14 protein-coding genes are annotated in these 16,037 nt (G+C 69.8%); 7 read left to right on the top strand and 7 right to left on the bottom strand.

The genetic code is table 11. The features are described 5' to 3' along the window. The first annotated feature begins 49 nt into the window (after positions 1–49). On the top strand, positions 50–469 hold the full coding sequence (locus tag F8M74_RS00495; RefSeq protein WP_141253705.1) for a 2TM domain-containing protein: 420 nt from the start codon (positions 50–52) through the stop codon (positions 467–469). Between the two features lie 13 nt (positions 470–482). Here the strand turns inward: F8M74_RS00495 and F8M74_RS00490 are convergent, their stop codons facing one another. Further along, positions 483–1,544: a gamma carbonic anhydrase family protein gene (locus F8M74_RS00490; protein ID WP_141253706.1), complete on the bottom strand. Its 1,062-nt coding sequence runs from the start codon at positions 1,542–1,544 to the stop codon at positions 483–485. 222 nt (positions 1,545–1,766) lie between these two features. Here F8M74_RS00490 and F8M74_RS00485 point away from each other — a divergent pair, with 222 nt between their 5' ends. Together F8M74_RS00485 and F8M74_RS00480 are read left to right on the top strand one after the other, a co-directional pair. Beyond that, complete coding sequence (locus F8M74_RS00485; RefSeq protein WP_141253707.1) at positions 1,767–3,221, top strand: MATE family efflux transporter; 1,455 nt, start codon at positions 1,767–1,769, stop codon at positions 3,219–3,221. A gap of 18 nt (positions 3,222–3,239) precedes the next feature. Next, positions 3,240–5,090: a hypothetical protein gene (locus F8M74_RS00480; protein ID WP_228559822.1), complete on the top strand. Its 1,851-nt coding sequence runs from the start codon at positions 3,240–3,242 to the stop codon at positions 5,088–5,090. A gap of 7 nt (positions 5,091–5,097) precedes the next feature. On the opposite strand, the gene F8M74_RS00475 is transcribed toward F8M74_RS00480, so the two are convergent. Beyond that, on the bottom strand, positions 5,098–6,204 hold the full coding sequence (locus F8M74_RS00475; RefSeq protein WP_141253709.1) for a hypothetical protein: 1,107 nt from the start codon (positions 6,202–6,204) through the stop codon (positions 5,098–5,100). Between the two features lie 211 nt (positions 6,205–6,415). Between F8M74_RS00475 and F8M74_RS00470 the strand changes: the two genes are divergently transcribed. Next, on the top strand, positions 6,416–6,619 hold the full coding sequence (locus F8M74_RS00470) for a hypothetical protein (RefSeq protein WP_140795974.1): 204 nt from the start codon (positions 6,416–6,418) through the stop codon (positions 6,617–6,619). Positions 6,620–6,688: 69 nt separating this feature from the next. On the opposite strand, the gene F8M74_RS00465 is transcribed toward F8M74_RS00470, so the two are convergent. From F8M74_RS00465 to F8M74_RS00450, 4 genes are all read right to left on the bottom strand, one after another. Further along, on the bottom strand, positions 6,689–8,362 hold the full coding sequence (locus F8M74_RS00465; protein ID WP_141253710.1) for an iron ABC transporter permease: 1,674 nt from the start codon (positions 8,360–8,362) through the stop codon (positions 6,689–6,691). Continuing rightward, a complete protein-coding gene (locus tag F8M74_RS00460; protein WP_141253711.1) occupies positions 8,359–9,405 on the bottom strand; it encodes an ABC transporter substrate-binding protein in 1,047 nt (348 codons plus the stop codon). The genes F8M74_RS00465 and F8M74_RS00460 overlap by 4 nt, the downstream gene beginning before the upstream one ends. Before the next feature lie 116 nt (positions 9,406–9,521). Continuing rightward, on the bottom strand, positions 9,522–10,790 hold the full coding sequence (locus tag F8M74_RS00455; RefSeq protein ID WP_216619919.1) for an SO2930 family diheme c-type cytochrome: 1,269 nt from the start codon (positions 10,788–10,790) through the stop codon (positions 9,522–9,524). 22 nt (positions 10,791–10,812) lie between these two features. Further along, the gene (locus F8M74_RS00450) at positions 10,813–12,357 is read right to left on the bottom strand and encodes a parallel beta-helix domain-containing protein (RefSeq protein WP_171410219.1); all 1,545 of its coding nucleotides are present in this window, start codon (positions 12,355–12,357) and stop codon (positions 10,813–10,815) included. Positions 12,358–12,553: 196 nt separating this feature from the next. Here F8M74_RS00450 and F8M74_RS00445 point away from each other — a divergent pair, with 196 nt between their 5' ends. The 3 genes from F8M74_RS00445 to F8M74_RS00435 all read left to right on the top strand — a co-directional run bounded on the left by F8M74_RS00445 (position 12,554) and on the right by F8M74_RS00435 (position 15,465). After that, complete coding sequence (locus F8M74_RS00445; RefSeq protein WP_228559823.1) at positions 12,554–13,498, top strand: DUF3445 domain-containing protein; 945 nt, start codon at positions 12,554–12,556, stop codon at positions 13,496–13,498. 188 nt (positions 13,499–13,686) lie between these two features. Beyond that, the gene (locus F8M74_RS00440; RefSeq protein ID WP_141253714.1) at positions 13,687–14,466 is read left to right on the top strand and encodes an FKBP-type peptidyl-prolyl cis-trans isomerase; all 780 of its coding nucleotides are present in this window, start codon (positions 13,687–13,689) and stop codon (positions 14,464–14,466) included. A 168-nt stretch (positions 14,467–14,634) separates the two neighbouring features. After that, positions 14,635–15,465 (top strand): dienelactone hydrolase family protein, encoded by an 831-nt coding sequence (locus F8M74_RS00435; protein ID WP_141253715.1) that lies wholly within the window; start codon positions 14,635–14,637, stop codon positions 15,463–15,465. Here the strand turns inward: F8M74_RS00435 and F8M74_RS00430 are convergent. Next, entirely contained in the window at positions 15,459–16,034 is a 576-nt protein-coding gene (locus F8M74_RS00430) for a CAP domain-containing protein (protein WP_141616918.1), read from the bottom strand. The genes F8M74_RS00435 and F8M74_RS00430 overlap by 7 nt on opposite strands. Between the last annotated feature and the right edge of the window lie 3 nt (positions 16,035–16,037).

Raw genomic sequence — 16,037 nt, 5'->3', positions numbered from 1 at the left:
GATTCCTTCTCTTTTCGTGGCGGATACGCCGCGCTAGCGTCCCCGTCCCATGGCGGACACACGGCAGCGCAGCGCACCTCCGAGTTTTTCCCAGAATGAGGCCGCGGACATCATCCGCGAGGCCACGGCTCGCGCGTTGGCGGGCAAGGACGTGGATCGCTCGCTCACCCGGGAGGACCTGCTCGCCATGGCCCGGGAGATGGGCGTGAGCGAAGCCGCCGTGGAGAGCGTCATCTCCGCGCGCGCGGGACGCGACAAGGCGCAGCGCCGCATGCGCACGGCCTACATGGGCCTTGCGTCACACGCGACGAGCTACACCATCGTCATAGGAGGGCTCACCCTCATCGACCTGTTTTCGGGGCCGGGTTGGTGGGTGCAGTACCCCGCCATCGGCTGGGGCATGGGACTGGCGTTCCATGCCATGGGCACGCTGATGGCGGCCTTCAATCACGCGGACAGGCAGCGGTGAGTATGCGGGCGCACTAGCCGATGCGCCGCAGCCCCGGCAAGTCTTCCGGCCGCAGCGCCCAGCGGGGCACCGGCGGCAGGGACGCCAACGTACCCGTCTGCGTCGCCGGGAAGCCCTCGATGTGCGCACCATCCGCGAAGGCGCTGCCCTGCTTCACCAGGCTGCCCGCGCCCACGAAGCTGCCGCGTCCCAGCCGCGTTCCGTCACAGAGGATGGCACCCGGCTCCACCACGGTGTTCGCGCCCACGAAGCTGCCATGCACCGTGCAGCCCGGACCGATGATGACGCCGTCCTCCAGCGTCAGCGTGTGGTCCGACAGCCGGTGCAGCACGGTGTTGGCCAGCACCTGCACGCCCGCGCCGATGCGGACTGGACCATTGCCATCCCCGAGGATTTTGACCCCGGGGCCAATGATGCAGCCCGGGCCGATGATGACGTCCCCTGTCACCTCGGCCGAGGAGAAGAGGGTGGCGGTGGGGTGCACCAGTGGGTGCTTGTCGCGAAACGTATAGAGCTGTCCCATGGGAGCGTCCTCTGCGCGATCTCTCGCGGAGAAAGCGGTGAGTGGCTGGCCCGGGAGGTCGAGGCTTCCGCCGCGGCGCTTCCGGAGCCGTTCCAGGTCATCCGCGGTGGTTCGACGGAGAATGCGGCCGGGGCGGCCCGCGACGACGGAGTCGTCCGGCACCACGGTGCCCGCTGGAATGAGCGTTCCTTCCGCCAGCAGGCAGCGCGTGCCGATGCGCGCGCCGGGCATGAGGATGGAGCCACCTCCCACATCGCAGAGCGCGCCGACCTCCGCGCCCAGCACGAGGCTGCGGTGATCTAGGAAGGTGCGCTCTCCCACCGTGACGGGCTGCTGCGGCAGTCCGATGATGACGCCGTTCTCCAGCACGGCCGAGCCGGCGCCCAACCGCACGGCGCCTTCGTGCGAGCGCACCACCGCGCCTTGCGCGATGTTGGCTCCCGGACCCAGGTGGAGAGTTCCCAGCACCCGCGCGCTGCTGGAGAGGCTGAAGTGCGCGGCCCCCCCGACAGGCACCGCGGGCGCACTTTCGTGCGGCAGGCTGATGACCATTGACGCGGCACCCTACACCCACGCGCTCGGCGGCCAGACGGCCCGACGGCGCAGGTAGGTTGTCCAGCGTCCGACGCTCTCAGGGCCGGGCCTTGCCCTGGACGCGGTTGCCCGCTCGCCGCGCAGGGGGACCGGGAGGGGAGAGGCGTCAGGTGTCATGGGATGCGGCGTCCCTGGACCTCTTTCCGCCTTCCTGACAGAAGGGCACCAACGGAGGCAGGTATGTCTGAGTCATCCCCGGTCGGGTTCGAACCCGTGCCGGCGGAAGCAGGAGGTCCGCCCGAAGAGGGGCCTCAGGGGTTCTGGGCTTCGGTGAAGGAAGCCATTCACGGAACCGAGAGGGACCTCACCCGGCTTCCGGTTCGCAGCGCCATCTTCCTGCTCGCCGTGCCGATGGTGCTGGAGATGATGATGGAGTCCGTCTTCGCCGTCGTCGACGTCTTCTTCGTCGGCCGGTTGGGGGCGGACGCGGTGGCGGCGGTGGGACTGACGGAGTCGCTGCTCACCATCATCTACGCGGCGTCCGCGGGGCTGAGCATCGGCGCCACGGCGCTGGTGTCCCGCCGCATTGGTGAAGGAGACCCGGAGCGGGCCGCGCGCACGGCGGTGCAGGCGGTGGGGCTGGGCGTCGTGTTGTCCATTCCGGTGTCGGTGGCGGGCGTCTACTTCGCGCGGCCGTTGATGGCGCTGATGGGCGGCTCGCCGTGGGTGCTGGAGCACGGCATCCGCTACACGCAGGTGATGCTGGGCGGCATGGGCAGCGTCCTGTTGCTGTTCCTCATCAACGCCATCTTCCGCGGCGCGGGGGACGCGGCCATCGCCATGCGCGTGCTGTGGCTGGCCAACGCCATCAACATCGTGCTGGCGCCGCTCCTCATCTTCGGCGTGGGGCCCTTCCCGGAACTGGGCGTCATGGGCGCCGCGGTGGCCACCACCTTCGGGCGCTCCTGCGGCGTGGTGTACCAACTCTACCGGTTGGCGCAGGGCTCCGGCCGGCTGCGGCTGCGGCGCGAGCACCTGCGCCTGGAGCCGGGGACGATGCTGGCCATGATGCGGATGTCGGGCGCGGGCACGGCCCAGGCGTTGGTGGGCACGACGAGCTGGGTGGTGCTGGCTCGCATCGTGGCCACGTTCGGCAGCGCGGCGGTGGCGGGCTACACCATCGCGTTGCGAATCGTGCTGTTCGCGCTGCTGCCCTCGTGGGGGCTGAGCAACGCGGCGGCCACCATGGTGGGACAGAGCCTGGGCGCGGGAAAGCCGGAACGGGGCGAGCACGCGGTGTGGACGGCGGGGCGCATCAACGCCGTCTTCCTGGGCTCGCTGGGGCTGCTGTTCGTCCTCGCGGCCAATCCCGTGGTGGGCATCTTCACGAACGACGCCGCGGTCATGAAGGAAGCGGTGCTCGCCCTGCGCATCCTCAGCGCCAGCTTCCTGTTCTATGCTTTCGGCATGGTGTTGACGCAGGCCTTCAACGGAGCAGGGGACACCACCACGCCCACCGTGCTCAACATCTGTTGTTTCTGGCTGTTGGAGCTGCCCCTGGCGTGGGTGCTCTCCGGCCCCCTGGGTATGGGGCCGCCGGGGGCATTCCTTTCCATCTCGGTGGCCTTCTCGGTGATGGCGCTGGTGTCCGTCATCCTGTTCCGGCGCGGAACCTGGAAGCACCGGGTGGTCTGAATGGGAGGGCGGAACGTCATGGCCCATGCACGGCGTTCCGCCCGGTCCCCGGGGCTGCTTCCGGTGGTCCTGCTCCTCGTCCTGGGACTGGCTTCGTGCAACACCGTGGAGGTGCCCGGGGATGAGGTGGCCTGCGCGGGGCTGCGTTGCACCGCGGGCACCTGCTTCTCCAACGCGGGGCAGCCCATGTGCCGCTGCGGACCGTGGGAGCAGGCCGCGGGGCTGACGTGCTCGGTCGCCGCATTCAAGCAGCCGGATGACCATGGGGGCTCGCCCGACAGCGCGACGGTGCTGACGCTCCCCATGTCGCCCCGCGAGGGCCGCATCGAGGAGGGCCGGCGGGAGGCGATGCAGGACAGGGACTTGTTCGCCGTCACCGTGGAGCAGCGAGGCATGTACCGCTTCTCTTGCACGCGGTTGACCTTGGCGGAGTGCCGGGTGCGGTTGCTGGATGCGGCTGGGAACCCGCAGGACATGCCCGTCGATGTCGAGGGGAGCACGACCTTGTGGTTGCCCACGCTCGCCGCGGGCACCTGGTACTTCGAGGTCTCCGGCGCGAGCTCACACGGCCGCTACACGTATCACCTGATGTCGTTGGGCGCGGACGACCACGGGAATACGTTGGAAGAAGCCACCCTCCTTCTGGCTGGCTCTGGCACGCCGTTCCCGGTGCGGCTCTCCTCGTCCGTTGACGTGGATGTGTTCACCTTCCATTCACGGGTGGGGCATGGCTACCGCTTCATCTGCGCGCGGGCTCCCGGGCTTCTCCTTCAGATGATGCTGCTGTCTTCTGTCGGCGCAGTCACCGATGTTGCGCAGGGTTCGTCAGGGGCGCAGCTCGCGGTGAACCTGCATTCGACGTCCGAGCGTGACTGGTTCGTGGTGCTGAAGCCGGAGGGCGTCACCCCGGTGGATGCCACCTGCCGCTTCGAGGACCTGGGCCCCGATGAGCATGGCGACACGCTGGAGACCGCCACGGCCGTGACGGCGGGCCTCCCGGTGCCAGTCACCCTCCAGTCGCGTGAGGACGTGGATGTCTTCTCCTTCACCGGGGCGCCCGGGCATGTCTACGCCGTGCGGACGGAAGGGGCCGGGCGGTGGTCGGCCCAGGTGGTGGACGCGAACGGGGTGAATGTGGCCCTGTCGGACACGGACCGGCTGCGGGCCCGAGTGGAGCTCGCCGGGACGTACTACCTCCTCGTCGATGGCGGTGACCTCTGGGCTCACTCCTTCTTGCTTACGTTGGTGGACGCTGGGGTGGATGACCACGGGGACTCGCCGCAGACGGCGACGCTCATCACGCCAGGAACCCCGGTCTCGGGCCTCTTCGAGACACCGCACGACACGGATGCCGTCGTCTTCCAGGCCGAGGACCGTGGCATCTACCTCGCGTCCTACGCGCCCTCTCCGAACCTGTCCTTCAACCCGCGAGGCGCGGTGGGCATCCTGGACCTGGGCGACGGCCGCCACCTCTTCAGTGCCTGGAACGCGGCGCCTGTCACGATGATGTTCCAACCCCTGAATGACGCGGAGTCGTTCTCCTTGCTGCTGGAGCATGTGGCCGTCGATGACTACGGCGACCACAGCGGGACGGCCCATGCCCTGACGCTGCCGGCCTCGGTGTCGGGCGTGGTTCAGACGGCTATCGACGCGGATGTGTTCTCCGTCGGGTTGGAGGCGGGCCGTGCCTACCGGCTGGACCTGGATGCGGGAGCGCTTCAGGTGTCGCTCATGGCTCCCGGTGGCCTGCTGTCGAACCCGCGGGCCGGACGGTTCGTCGCGGACCGCTCCGGCCCTCATGTGCTGACCTTCGCCGGTGCTTCCGGCCTGAATCAGGTCCCCTGGCGCTTCACGCTCCAAGCGGAGTGAGAGTGCGTCAGGGCAGGCAGATTTCGAAGCCGGTCCGTCCGGCGGGGAAGGTGTCCCGAGGACGTGAGGCGGGCGTCACGGCGTAGAGGTGGAAGTCGAGCCGTCGCTGGAGGAAGCCCTTCAGCGCGGGCGCCATGGGGTCCACTTCGTCCTGGTACAGCGTGAAGAAGTGGAAGCCCTGGCCGTGGAAGTCCGCGTACACCCGCTCCACGAGCGCGCGGAGGACGGCCGGATCTTCTCCTCGCACGCTGGTGTTGCAGAGGTAGAAGTAGCGGAAGTCGCTGCCCGGCGCGGGCAGGCGCGGCGCGCGGAGCGCGGTGGCCAGCGTGTCCCAGCCCCACCGCACCCAGCGCATGCCTCCACGGTAGGCATGGACGCGGTAGCGCTTCACGGCCTCCGGGTTCCAGGCGGTGGTGCAGCCCACCAGCGCGCCGGTCGCGTCGAAGGCCAGATAGGTGTCTTCGATTCGCAGCCCGGGCCAGTGGGCGAGGCGGTGCTCCAACTCGCCCGTGTCGAAGCGGTAGCCGAAAGGACGCGCGCGGTGGTCGGCATCCAGCAACGCCGAGACAGCGGGGACGTCCGCGGGCGTGGCGCGCCGCACGGTAACGGCGCTTCGCTGGGGACGGCGGCGGAGCAGGAACTGGATGGACACGGCGGAGAAGCGGCGGAGCAGGGTGTAGTGCGGCTGGCTCACGCGCCCGGGCCGCCGCCGCACGAGCGCCTGGAGCGCGGTGGCATTGGAGGCCATGACGGCCGTGAGGAAGGTGTCCACGCCCAGGCGCTGGGCGCTCTCCTCGAGCATGGGCCCGTAGAAGCGCGCGAGGCCGCGGTTCCGGCGCGCGGAGAAGCGGGTCCGCAGGTCTCCCAGGTAGCCCACCCGGCACGGACGGCCCTCCAGCCAGCCGTCGCGCACGTGCACGGCGCCCATGCCGTCCAGCCGGCCGTGCTCGCCGTGGACCCAGGCCTCCGTCTCTCCGCGCTGCATGGCGTAGAGGCCGAAGTAGTCGGGCGCTCGCTGCGAGGAGAGGACCAGGTCGCCTTGCATGGGCACCGCGCCGAACAGGTCGAGCAGCGCGGTGTTGTCGTCACGGGTGGCGCGTCGGAAGTCGCTCATGCGGCGGTGGCGGAGCCTACCCCGGCCGCCGCCGTTTGCCGTGAGTCCCTCGGCGTTGGCGCGACGACGCTTCGAGGTCGTGTCCGGAACACCATGTCGCTGTGTGTCACGACGTCTGCTGTTGCGTTGCGGAAGCACGCGGCGTGTGGATTGGCTGCCTCGTGTCTGAGTCTGGAGTTAGGCTGGAGGCTCCCTCGAAAGGAGTCACGCGATGAAGAAGAATGGAATTGCGATGCTGATGGCGCTGGGTGTGGGATTGGCGGCGGGTTTCGGAATGGCGTTCATGCCGTCCACGGCCGAGGCCAACGCTCCTGAGTTCACGCAGTCCATCTGTGAGCGCAACTCGGACTGTGACCACTTCTGTGGTGAGGGATTCGGGCACTGCATCCGGGGCATGTACTGCGCGTGCATGTAATGGCGAGCAGGCCCTGAAGACATCGCCAGGAAGCCGCCGGATCCCTGGCGATGTCGGACACCTCCGCCATCACCGCGTGTCCAAGGGCCGCCGGGTCAGCAGCGCGAGCAGGGCCTGCCCCACCACCACCAGCGCGATGAAGGCACATGCCAGCACCGCGGCGGCGGCGGGGTCCGCGTAGCTCTGGAGTTCGAACAGCAGCGTTCCGAGCACCTCGGTTCCCGCGGGCACGAGCAGGACGGACATCGTGATTTCCGTCGCGCATGCGAGGAACGCCAGGACGAAGGCCGCGGTGAGCGCCGGCCGCAGCAAGGGCAGGGGCGCATCCACGAACGCGCGCCAGGGGCCGGCACCACTGACCCGCGCGGCCTCGGTGAGTGAGGCGTCCAGTTGCGCGAGCGCCTCCTCGCTGTTGCGCGCGCCCAGCGCGAGGTACTTCGCCACGTAGGCGATGAGCAGCAGCCACGGCGTGTGTGCCAGCGCGAGCACGAAGGCGACGCGGTCCAGCAGGATGAAGCGCAAGTCCCGGGAGAACGCGAGCAGCAGCGCCAGGGCCAGCACCGTCCCCGGCACCGCGTAGGGCCATACCGCCAGCGCCTCCACGCCCGGGCCCAAGCGGCGCAGCCCGCGTCGCAGCACCGCAGCCGCGAGCCCCAGCCCACACACCAGGACACCCGCGCCCGCCGCCAGCAGGAGGCTGCGCCCCGTTGCGTGCAGCGTGCGCGGCTCCAGCAGCACACCCGCCCAGTGCGTCAGCGTCAACGTCTCCCAGGTCAGCGCCGCGCCGAAGCTGCGCTGGAGCGACGTGAGGAGGATGGCCCCCAGCGGGAGCAGCACCAGCACCGCGGCCGTCATGCTCACCGCGCCCAGGACGAGCCCGCGTGCGCGCCCCAGCGGGAAGGGACGGGACGACAGGCCCTTGCCCGCGCTGAGGCGGACGCGGCCGGCCCGGCCCAGCGCCCAGGTCACCAGCATCGCCATGGGGGCGAGCAGCAGCAGGGACGTCGCCAGTTGCGCGGCGCGCGCCAGGCCCTCGTCACCGCCCATCAGCACCAGTTCATAGATGCGCGTGGTGAGCACCCGCGTGGGCGGTGAGGCTGACACGCCCAGCAGGTACGGCACGCCGAAGGACGAGGCCGCCATGAGGAACACCATCACCGCGCCCGACAGCAGGGAGGGCAGCGCCAGCGGCAGCGTCGTCGTCAGCAGCGCCCGGGGCGTCGAAGCTCCACAGACACGCGCGGCTTCCTCCATTGCCGGGTCCACGCGCCGCAGGGCCGCCGCGCCCGCCAGCAGCACCAGCGGGAGGCCCGAAACGCCCTCCACGAAGGCGATGCCCGCGGGGCCGTAGATGTCGAAGGTGTCATCGCCGAGCAGCCGGTTGAGGTACCCCGCGCGAGGGCTCGCGAGCGACAGCCAGCCCATGCCCCAGATGAACGCGGGCACGGCGGAGGGCAGGGTGAACAGCACCGTGAAGGCCCCGCGCAGGGGCAGGTCGGTGCGTTGCAGCACCAGCGCCAGCGGCGCTCCCAGGACGAAGGCCAGCACCGCCGCGCCCGTGGCGATGAGCAGCGTGTTCCCCAGCGCTCCACCTTCGGCGAGCAACCAGTCCAGGCCGCCCGTCCCGGTGGGACCGAGGCCTCGCCAGAGCAGTGCGGCCACCGGAAGCACGGAGAAGCAGAGCACCGGCACCAGCCACAGGCCGAGCCCCAGCCACTGGGATTTGGGCGCCGCCGCGCTCATTGTGAGAATGCCTGGCGGAAGCGCTCCTTCACGGCGCCGCCCTGTGTGAGCCCGCGTTCGAGTAACTCGGGCGTCCATGGGCGCGCGCGCTCCAGCAACTCCGAGACACCGGCCTCGCCCCGAGGGCCCGCGAGCCTGGGGTCCACCGCGTGCATGTCTCCCTTCTCCACGATGATGCGCTGGCCTTCGGGCGACAGCAGCACGTCCACCACCGCCTTCGCCGCGACGGGGTTGGGCGTCGTCGCGAAGAGGGCCGCGGGGCCGGGGATGACGACGGCGCCATCGGTGGGCCACACTACCTGGATGGGACTGCCGCGGGCCTGGGCCGCGAGCGCGTTCTCCAGGAGCAGCACGCCTGCATCCGCCTCGCCGCTCTCCACCTTCTGGAGCACCGCCGCGTTGCCTCCCGCGACGATGGCGCCTCGCTGGCGCAGCCCGGGGAAGAAGGACTCGCCGTACTTCGCGTCGCAGAACACGGCCCAGGTGAAGGCGGTGCCCGACGTCAGCGGATCTCCAATCGCCACGCGTCCCGTCCACGGGCCTTCCGCGAGCGCCGCGAAGGAGGTGGGCGGCGGTGGCCCGTCCTGCCGGTGCACCAGGACCATGGTGGACAGGCGCAGGGCCGCGTAGCGCGCGTCCAGGTCCACCAGGGCGCGGGGCACCCGAAGCACGTTGGGCGAGGCGTAGCGGAGCAGGGCGCCTTCACGGGCCAGCCGCTCGTAGAGGAACGGGTCCGACGTGGCAAGCAGGTCCGCGCGGATGGCCCCGGCGGCGCGCTCCGCCTCCAGCCGGCTGGCCACCTTCTCACTGCCCGCCTGATACCAATGCACCCGGACGTCGGGGAGCCGCGCCTTCAGCAGCGGCTCCAGCGCGTCCAGGACGTGCCGGTACATGGACGTGTAGACCCAGACGTCTCCGGAGGGCGTGCCCTCGCGCGCCAGCGTGGGCCCGGCCGCGGGCGCGGCGGACTCGATGCGGCAGGCGGCGAGCAGGACGAGCGCGGCGGCGACCCCCGCGGCCCGGAGCAGCATGGGCAGGGACATGTGCCCGCGATTATGCGGCACGCGCGCGCCCTGTCACGCGGCGCGGCCGTCACGCATCGGAAACGAGAAGCCCCTCCGCGCACCGGGCACGGAGGGGCCGCTCGTCTGACCACGGACTACTTGCAGGCGCGCGCCGGCATGGCGTCAATCCAGTCGGCGATGAGCCGTGAGCCCTGGTCGTGGCGAAGCACGCGGCCCAGCTCCGGCATCATCTTCCCCGACTCCTCGGTGTGCATGCGGTACCAGAGGATGGACGTCGAATGGCTGCCCGGGACGATGTCGAACTCACCGCCCACGCCACCGCCCGCGGAGCCCGGTCGCTTGCACACGCCCAACGTGAACTCCTCCGTGTTGTCCACGTTGAGGAACAGCCGGCTGGTGGTGCCCGCCGTCCCCTTGGGGTTGTGGCAATGCGCGCAGTTGATGTCCAGGTAGGCGCGTGCGCGCCGCTCCAGCGTGCCATCCTCCGCGTTGAACGCGTTCGGCGCGCGGGGAATCTGGTCGACCGGAGGCAGCCCCGTCAGCCGGCCCAGGTTGGCCAGGTGCTGAAGCTGGTTGATGGGCCCGTCGCCATAGTCATGGTCCTGGTTGAGGTAGCGGGCCTTCACGCCAATGGGCAGCAGCACCTGGTTCTCCTGTGCGTCCTGGAGATGGTGGCACTTCAGGCACTGGTTCTTGCTGGGCACCAGGTAGTCCAGCGTCCGCTCCACGCCGTCCTCGCCAATGAAGCTCACGCCGCGGACGACGCGGCCGCCGTTGGCCAGCGTGGCCTCCGTCTGGGCCTCGTTCCAGAAGTAGGGAAAGGCCTCCCAGCCCCCGGGCCTGTGCACCAGCACGCGCGTCTCGATGGCGCGCACGTTCTCTTCCGGGACGCGGAGGTCCGCGGGGAAGGCGAACGTCTTGGTGATGATGGTGCCCACCGGCAGGTCCAGCACGTCGTTGGCCGAGTACCCGGCCTGCGCGTCCGGCGGGATGTACAGCGTGCGCGACTTCACCGAGTAGTCGGAGAAGAGCGGCGTGGTCAGCTCATAGGGGATGTTCCCCTCCACCGGCCGCAGCCCGCCCGACGCGGGCGTCCCGGTGAAGAGGCCGAAGCCCGACAGGGTATTGGGCGGAAACGCAGCTCCCGCGTCTGGCGTCCCCGCGTCCTCGTTCGTCCCCGCGTCCTCTGGGGTGCCGGCGTCCACGCCCGCGTCACCCGTGCCCGCGTCGTCACCCGCGTCCGGGGTGCCGCTGTCCTCGGGCGGAAGCCCGGAGTCGACCACGGAGCCGCCTCCTCCGTCCGGAGTCGGCGTCACGCCGTCCTCGTCACCCGAGCACGAGGCCAGCGCCGCGGTCACCAGCATCGCGGCGAGGCCCAGTCCTGGGATGAACGGCCTGTACATGCGTCCGTTCTTCACGATGTCTTCAGCGGATGGTCAGGGCCGGGGTGAAGCCCGAGCAGTTGTAGGGCTCGGCGCCCTGGACATAGCGGCGCGTCTCTCCCCAGGCGGCGGCCACTCTTTCGGGGGAGGGGCCCGCCACGAGGTGGCCACCGACGGCCTGCAGGTCGAAGTCCACCACCGAGGCCTGCGTGCCCTCTGGCAGCGTGTTGCGGGTGAAGCAGATGTTGATGGGGTTGGCCAGGCTCTCATTGCGAGGCGCCGGGTCGATGCCGTCCCACAGCACGTGCTCCACGCCCGTCACGCCGTGGGCCGCGGCGCCGTACTGGTAGAGGGCGCCCACCAGCGCGCCCAGCGGACGGCGCTCCGGGTCCGGCGTGCCGTTGTCCACCCTTCGGCCGCTGCCACCGGTGAAGGTGTTGTCGTGGATGGAGATGTCCTGGCTGGGGTAGTTGAAGAAGCCGGGCGCCCACTGGACGGGATCGGACTCGATGGCCAGACCGCTGAGGATGGCGATGTCCACCGTGTTGTTGTTGCCCCACGTGTTGTGCTCCATCTCCACCCGGCGTGAGGCCAGGATGAAGGTGCCGGTGCCGGCCGGGACCTGGGACACGGTGCTGCTGCTGGCCTCCACGGAGGCGAAGTTGGGGCGGTTGTTCCCGGTGATGGTGTTGTGGGCGATGTAGATGTCCGTGCCCCGGATGGGGTTGCCCGGCAGGTCGAACACGACCAGGCCCGTGGTGTTGTCCTCGGCGATGTTGTTCGCGACGTGGGCGTACTTCGTGTTCTCGATTTCGATGCCCGCCACGTTCTTCTTCGCCACGTTCCGCCGGACGATGGTGTGCAGCGTCTGACCGACGTAGATACCCGCGTCGGCGGCGTTGTACGCCTCACAGTCCTCGACGAGGACGTACGTCGACTTCACGGGGTAGATGCCGTACTTGCCGTTGCTCTCCAGGTTCTCCTGGGCCCACTCGGTGCGGATGCGCTGGATGTTCACGTTGATGGAGGACTCGATGCGCAGGCCATCCTTCTTCGCGTTCCAGACGGCCAGGTCGCTCACCGTGAAGAGCTTGCTCACCACGTCGAAGCCGTTGGTGTTCGCCGCCGCGTGCGTGAAGTCCAGCACGGTGCTGGCCTCGCCGCCGGTGGCCTCGCCCTGGGTGCCCTTGCCCGCGCCCTTCACGGTGATGCCGTTGGCGCGGATGGTGATGGCGTTGTCGAACTGGAAGGTGCCCGCGCCCAGGTTGATGGTGGTGCAATCGTCCAGCGCGTTCACCGCGTCCTGGAGGTCCTGCTCCTGGCCCGGGTTGAACGTCAGCTCGGTCTGCTCCTTGCCTTCGCAGGAGAATTCCTGCGGCCAGGCCATGGAGCCGCCGGCGTCCGGGGTGCCCGCGTCACTGCCCGCGTCACTGCCTGCGTCACTTCCTGCGTCCGCGGGCATGCCAGAGTCCGGCTGGCCCGCATCCGGACGGTCATCGCCGTCATCCGAACAGGCGGGAAGGACAATCAGGCCCACGAGGGCAAGAAGCACGGCACGGGGCGCGCGCGACAGCGGCAGAGGATGCATCAGGTATCTCCTGTGGAAGTGCTGCGCCTTCTGGCTTCTGAGCACGATGCTCCAGGGCGCGGACCGGAGTGCGAATCCTCCCCGTGAAGATGAACAACCTCAAGGGTGAGACATCGAAAAACAGCCACACCTCCGTGACGCGATGCGTTCTGCAACACGATTGATAAATTGCTCCAACCCTTCATGAGAGGTCGACGTGGTGCTGCCTTACTTCCCCTTCGAGCAGGATGTCTTTTCAATGTCGCTGGGCGTGCGTGCGCTGAGGCCCGAAGAGACACTCATTGAAGTAGACGCGCCGCGCTATGCGGACGAAGTGGCATTGAAGGCGGCGCTGCTGACGGCGGGGCATGCCGAGCGCTTCCAGGGAGGGCCCGGAACAGAGGAACTCCAATGGGAGACGTTGACGGTGCTGCTGCCTGCCATGGCGCGTCAATCGCCGGAGCACTTCTCGCTGGAGGTGGAGGGCACGCGCTGGTGCTGGCACAACCGCCTGCTGGGCACGCGGACGGACTTCACGCCGGGGGACGCGGCGAGCCTGCCGCTGGCGCCGCTGGACTGGTTTGGCCGGCAGGTTCAGGAGGACCTGCTGCTGTTGGATGGCACGCGTGAGGGTTTCCCGCTAGTGGCGGGCCAGTTGTGTTTCCCTTCCGGGTGGTGCTTGGGGGACAAGCTGGGCCGGCCGCTGCTGGCCGTCCACGAGCCGGTGCCCCAGTTCAACGCGAAGCTGGGGCCCTCCACGCTGAAGTTGATGGAGGGCCTGAAGCCCGGGCGCCCCGTCACGCGCTGCAACTGGGCCATCAGCGTCACGGAGCGGCTGGACCTGGAGCCGCGCACGCTGCCGGAGTGGCGGCACTTGTTCGACGGCATCACCCCGGACAATGCGGGCGAGCGCTGCTTCCTCCGCCTGGAGCGTCAGACGCTCACCCGGCTGCCCCGCACGCGCGCCATCCTCTTCACCATCCACACCTACGTGGCCCCGGTGGCCTCGGAAGTGGAAGCGCCCGGCCGGCGGCAGCGGCTGGCCCGCGTGCTGCGCACCGTGCCCGCCGACACCGCGGCCTACAAGCGCGTCACGCCCGTGCTGGCGCCGCTGCTGGGCTACCTGGAGGCGGGCGAGGCTGACGCCGGGTGGAACGGGTAATGAAAAACCCCACCTCCTGGAAAGGACACGAGGTCGCCCTGGGGGCGGGCGGGGTGTCGCTCAGGAACGGGGACGCTTCCGGGGTGCCGTCGAACCGGAAGTCAGGCCATTTCTGTAGTAAGTCGCCCCTCAGAACTGACTGCGGCGATGTCTCACTGCCGCTCCAAAAAGCAAGGAAGGGCAACGACATGCAGAAGACGTGGCTGGTCGCGGGAATGCTGGTGCTGGCGGGCTGCCAGCAGCAGGGCAAGACGGATTCGACGACGGCGGCGACGGCGACGGCGCCCGGCGCGAGCGCGAATCCGCAGACGGAGGACCAGAAGACGCTGTACGCGCTCGGCCTGTCCATTGGCCGCAGCGTGAGCGTGTTCGACATGACTCCCGAGGAGCTGGAGTACGTCAAGGCGGGCATCACCGCGCAGGTGAAGGGCGACAAGCCTGCGGTGGAGCTGGAGACGTACGGCCCGAAGCTGCAGGAGCTGGCGCGCGCGCGCAGCACCCGCAAGGCGGAGGCTGAGAAGGAGAAGGCGAAGGCGTTCCTGGAGACGGCCTCGAAGGAAGAGGGCGCCCAGAAGACGGAGTCCGGCCTCATCTACAAGGAGCTGACCGCCGGTACGGGCGCGTCGCCCCAGGCGTCGGACATCGTGAAGGTGCACTACCGCGGCACGCTGCCGGACGGCACCGAGTTCGACAGCTCGCACAAGCGTGGCGAGCCCACGCAGTTCCCGCTCCAGGGCGTCATCAAGTGCTGGACCGAGGGCGTGCAGAAGATGAAAGTGGGCGGCAAGGCCAAGCTCGTGTGCCCGTCCGACATCGCCTACGGTGACCGCGGCGCGCCGCCGAACATCCCGGGTGGCGCCGCCCTGGTGTTCGAGGTGGAGCTGCTGGAGATCGTCAAGCCGCCGGAGATGCCGGCCATGGGCGGCACGCCGCCGGCGGGCAAGCCCTCCGCGGCCGAGAAGAAGTAGTCACCGTCTTCACGCAGGACGCCCAGGGGGCTGGTGGGGGATTCTTCCCTCCCAGCCCTCTTCGCGTTCGCGGGCACCGGGGTGGCGGAGGACGCTGCCTCGGGGTAGTCCACCCGTCGCCAGCGTCTCCGCATCGGGGACGGGCCAACCCACGGAGGTCGACACATCATGCGCCAGGGCCTGCTGTTGATGATGGGAGCGCTGCTGCTGAGCGCCTGCGTCCAGGGTCGTGCCCGGGAGGTGCTCCGCGAGCCGTCCGCCACTGGCGCTGTCTCCGAGTCGGAGTTCAAGGCGCTGCACACGCTGCGCGAGGACGCGCCGCCAGCGCTCAAGGGCCAGGAGGTGGAGGTGGCCGGCACGAAGGCCTACCTGAGCCTGCCCCAGGGCGCCCAGGGGCCGCTGCCCGCCGTCATCGTCATCCATGAGTGGTGGGGGCTCAATGACCACATCCGCCACTGGACGGACCGGCTGGCCGCGGAGGGCTACGCCGCGCTGGCGGTGGACCTGTATGGCGGCAAGGTGGCCACCACGCGGGATGAGGCGCTGGCGCTGCTGAAGGCCGTGGACCCGGCGCGCGCGCAGGAGACGCTGACGGCCGCGCACACCTTCCTGCGGCAGGACGCGCGGGTGCAGGCTCCGCGCACGGGCACCATCGGCTGGTGCTTCGGGGGCAGCTGGTCATTGCACGCGGCCATGGCCATGCCGGAGCTGGACGCGGCGGTCCTCTACTACGGCAACCCGGTGACGGAGGCGCGGGAGCTCGCCGCCATCCGCGCGCCGGTGTTGGGCATCTTCGGCACGAAGGACCCGTCCATCCCCCTGGAGACGGTGCAGGCCTTCCGGCAGGCCTTGGATGATGCGGGCGTGCGGCACTACATCCTGGAGTTCGAAGCGGAGCACGCCTTCGCCAACCCGTCGGGTGAGCGCTACGACGCGCAGGCCGCCGCGGGTGCCTGGCAGCAGGTGGCGGCCTTCCTGGACCAGCACCTGCGTCAGTAGGGGCGCTGGCCCACGTAGTTGCCCGGCGGGGCGTAGTTGCACACCCAGAGCGTCCAGTTGGGGCCGTGGCTCCCGAAGGGCGAGTTCGTCGTGCACTCCTGGACGGCGCAGCCCAGGGCCCGCGTCTTGCGCCACACCACCTGGGTGTAGTGGCCGCAGATTTTGCCGCTCGCGCAGGTGTTGGCGGCGTGGTCGTAGTGGGCGGCCTCGTCCACCCATCCCTGCACCACGCCCTGGGCGCCCATGGCGCTGGACGTTGCCGCGGTGAGGTTCTCCCCCAAGTTGCGGCGGTCCGGGTTGTGCGAGAACTGGCACTTCGCGGCGTAGGCCTTCGCCGTGCGCGTCGCCTGCTCGTCCCACGTCAGGTCCTCCAGCGCGGGGGAGGCCGCGGGCGACACGTTCCTCCGCGCGGCGTTGTGCGCGGCCAGCATGTCGCGGTCGAACTGCGTCATGACCAGCGGCTCGGTGTCGCCGTCCTCCTCTCCGGGTGTGTCGGAGCCACAGCCGGTGAGGAGCAGGGGGATGAGCAAGCCAAGCGGTCGAAGATGGCGGGGCGTGGGGCGGGGCATGGG

Origin of the sequence: Myxococcus sp. CA023, from assembly GCF_010998615.1 — a bacterium.
GTDB lineage: Bacteria > Myxococcota > Myxococcia > Myxococcales > Myxococcaceae > Myxococcus.
The sequence above is the reverse complement of the archived record's forward strand: the minus strand, read 5'-3'. Positions and strand labels throughout refer to the sequence as shown.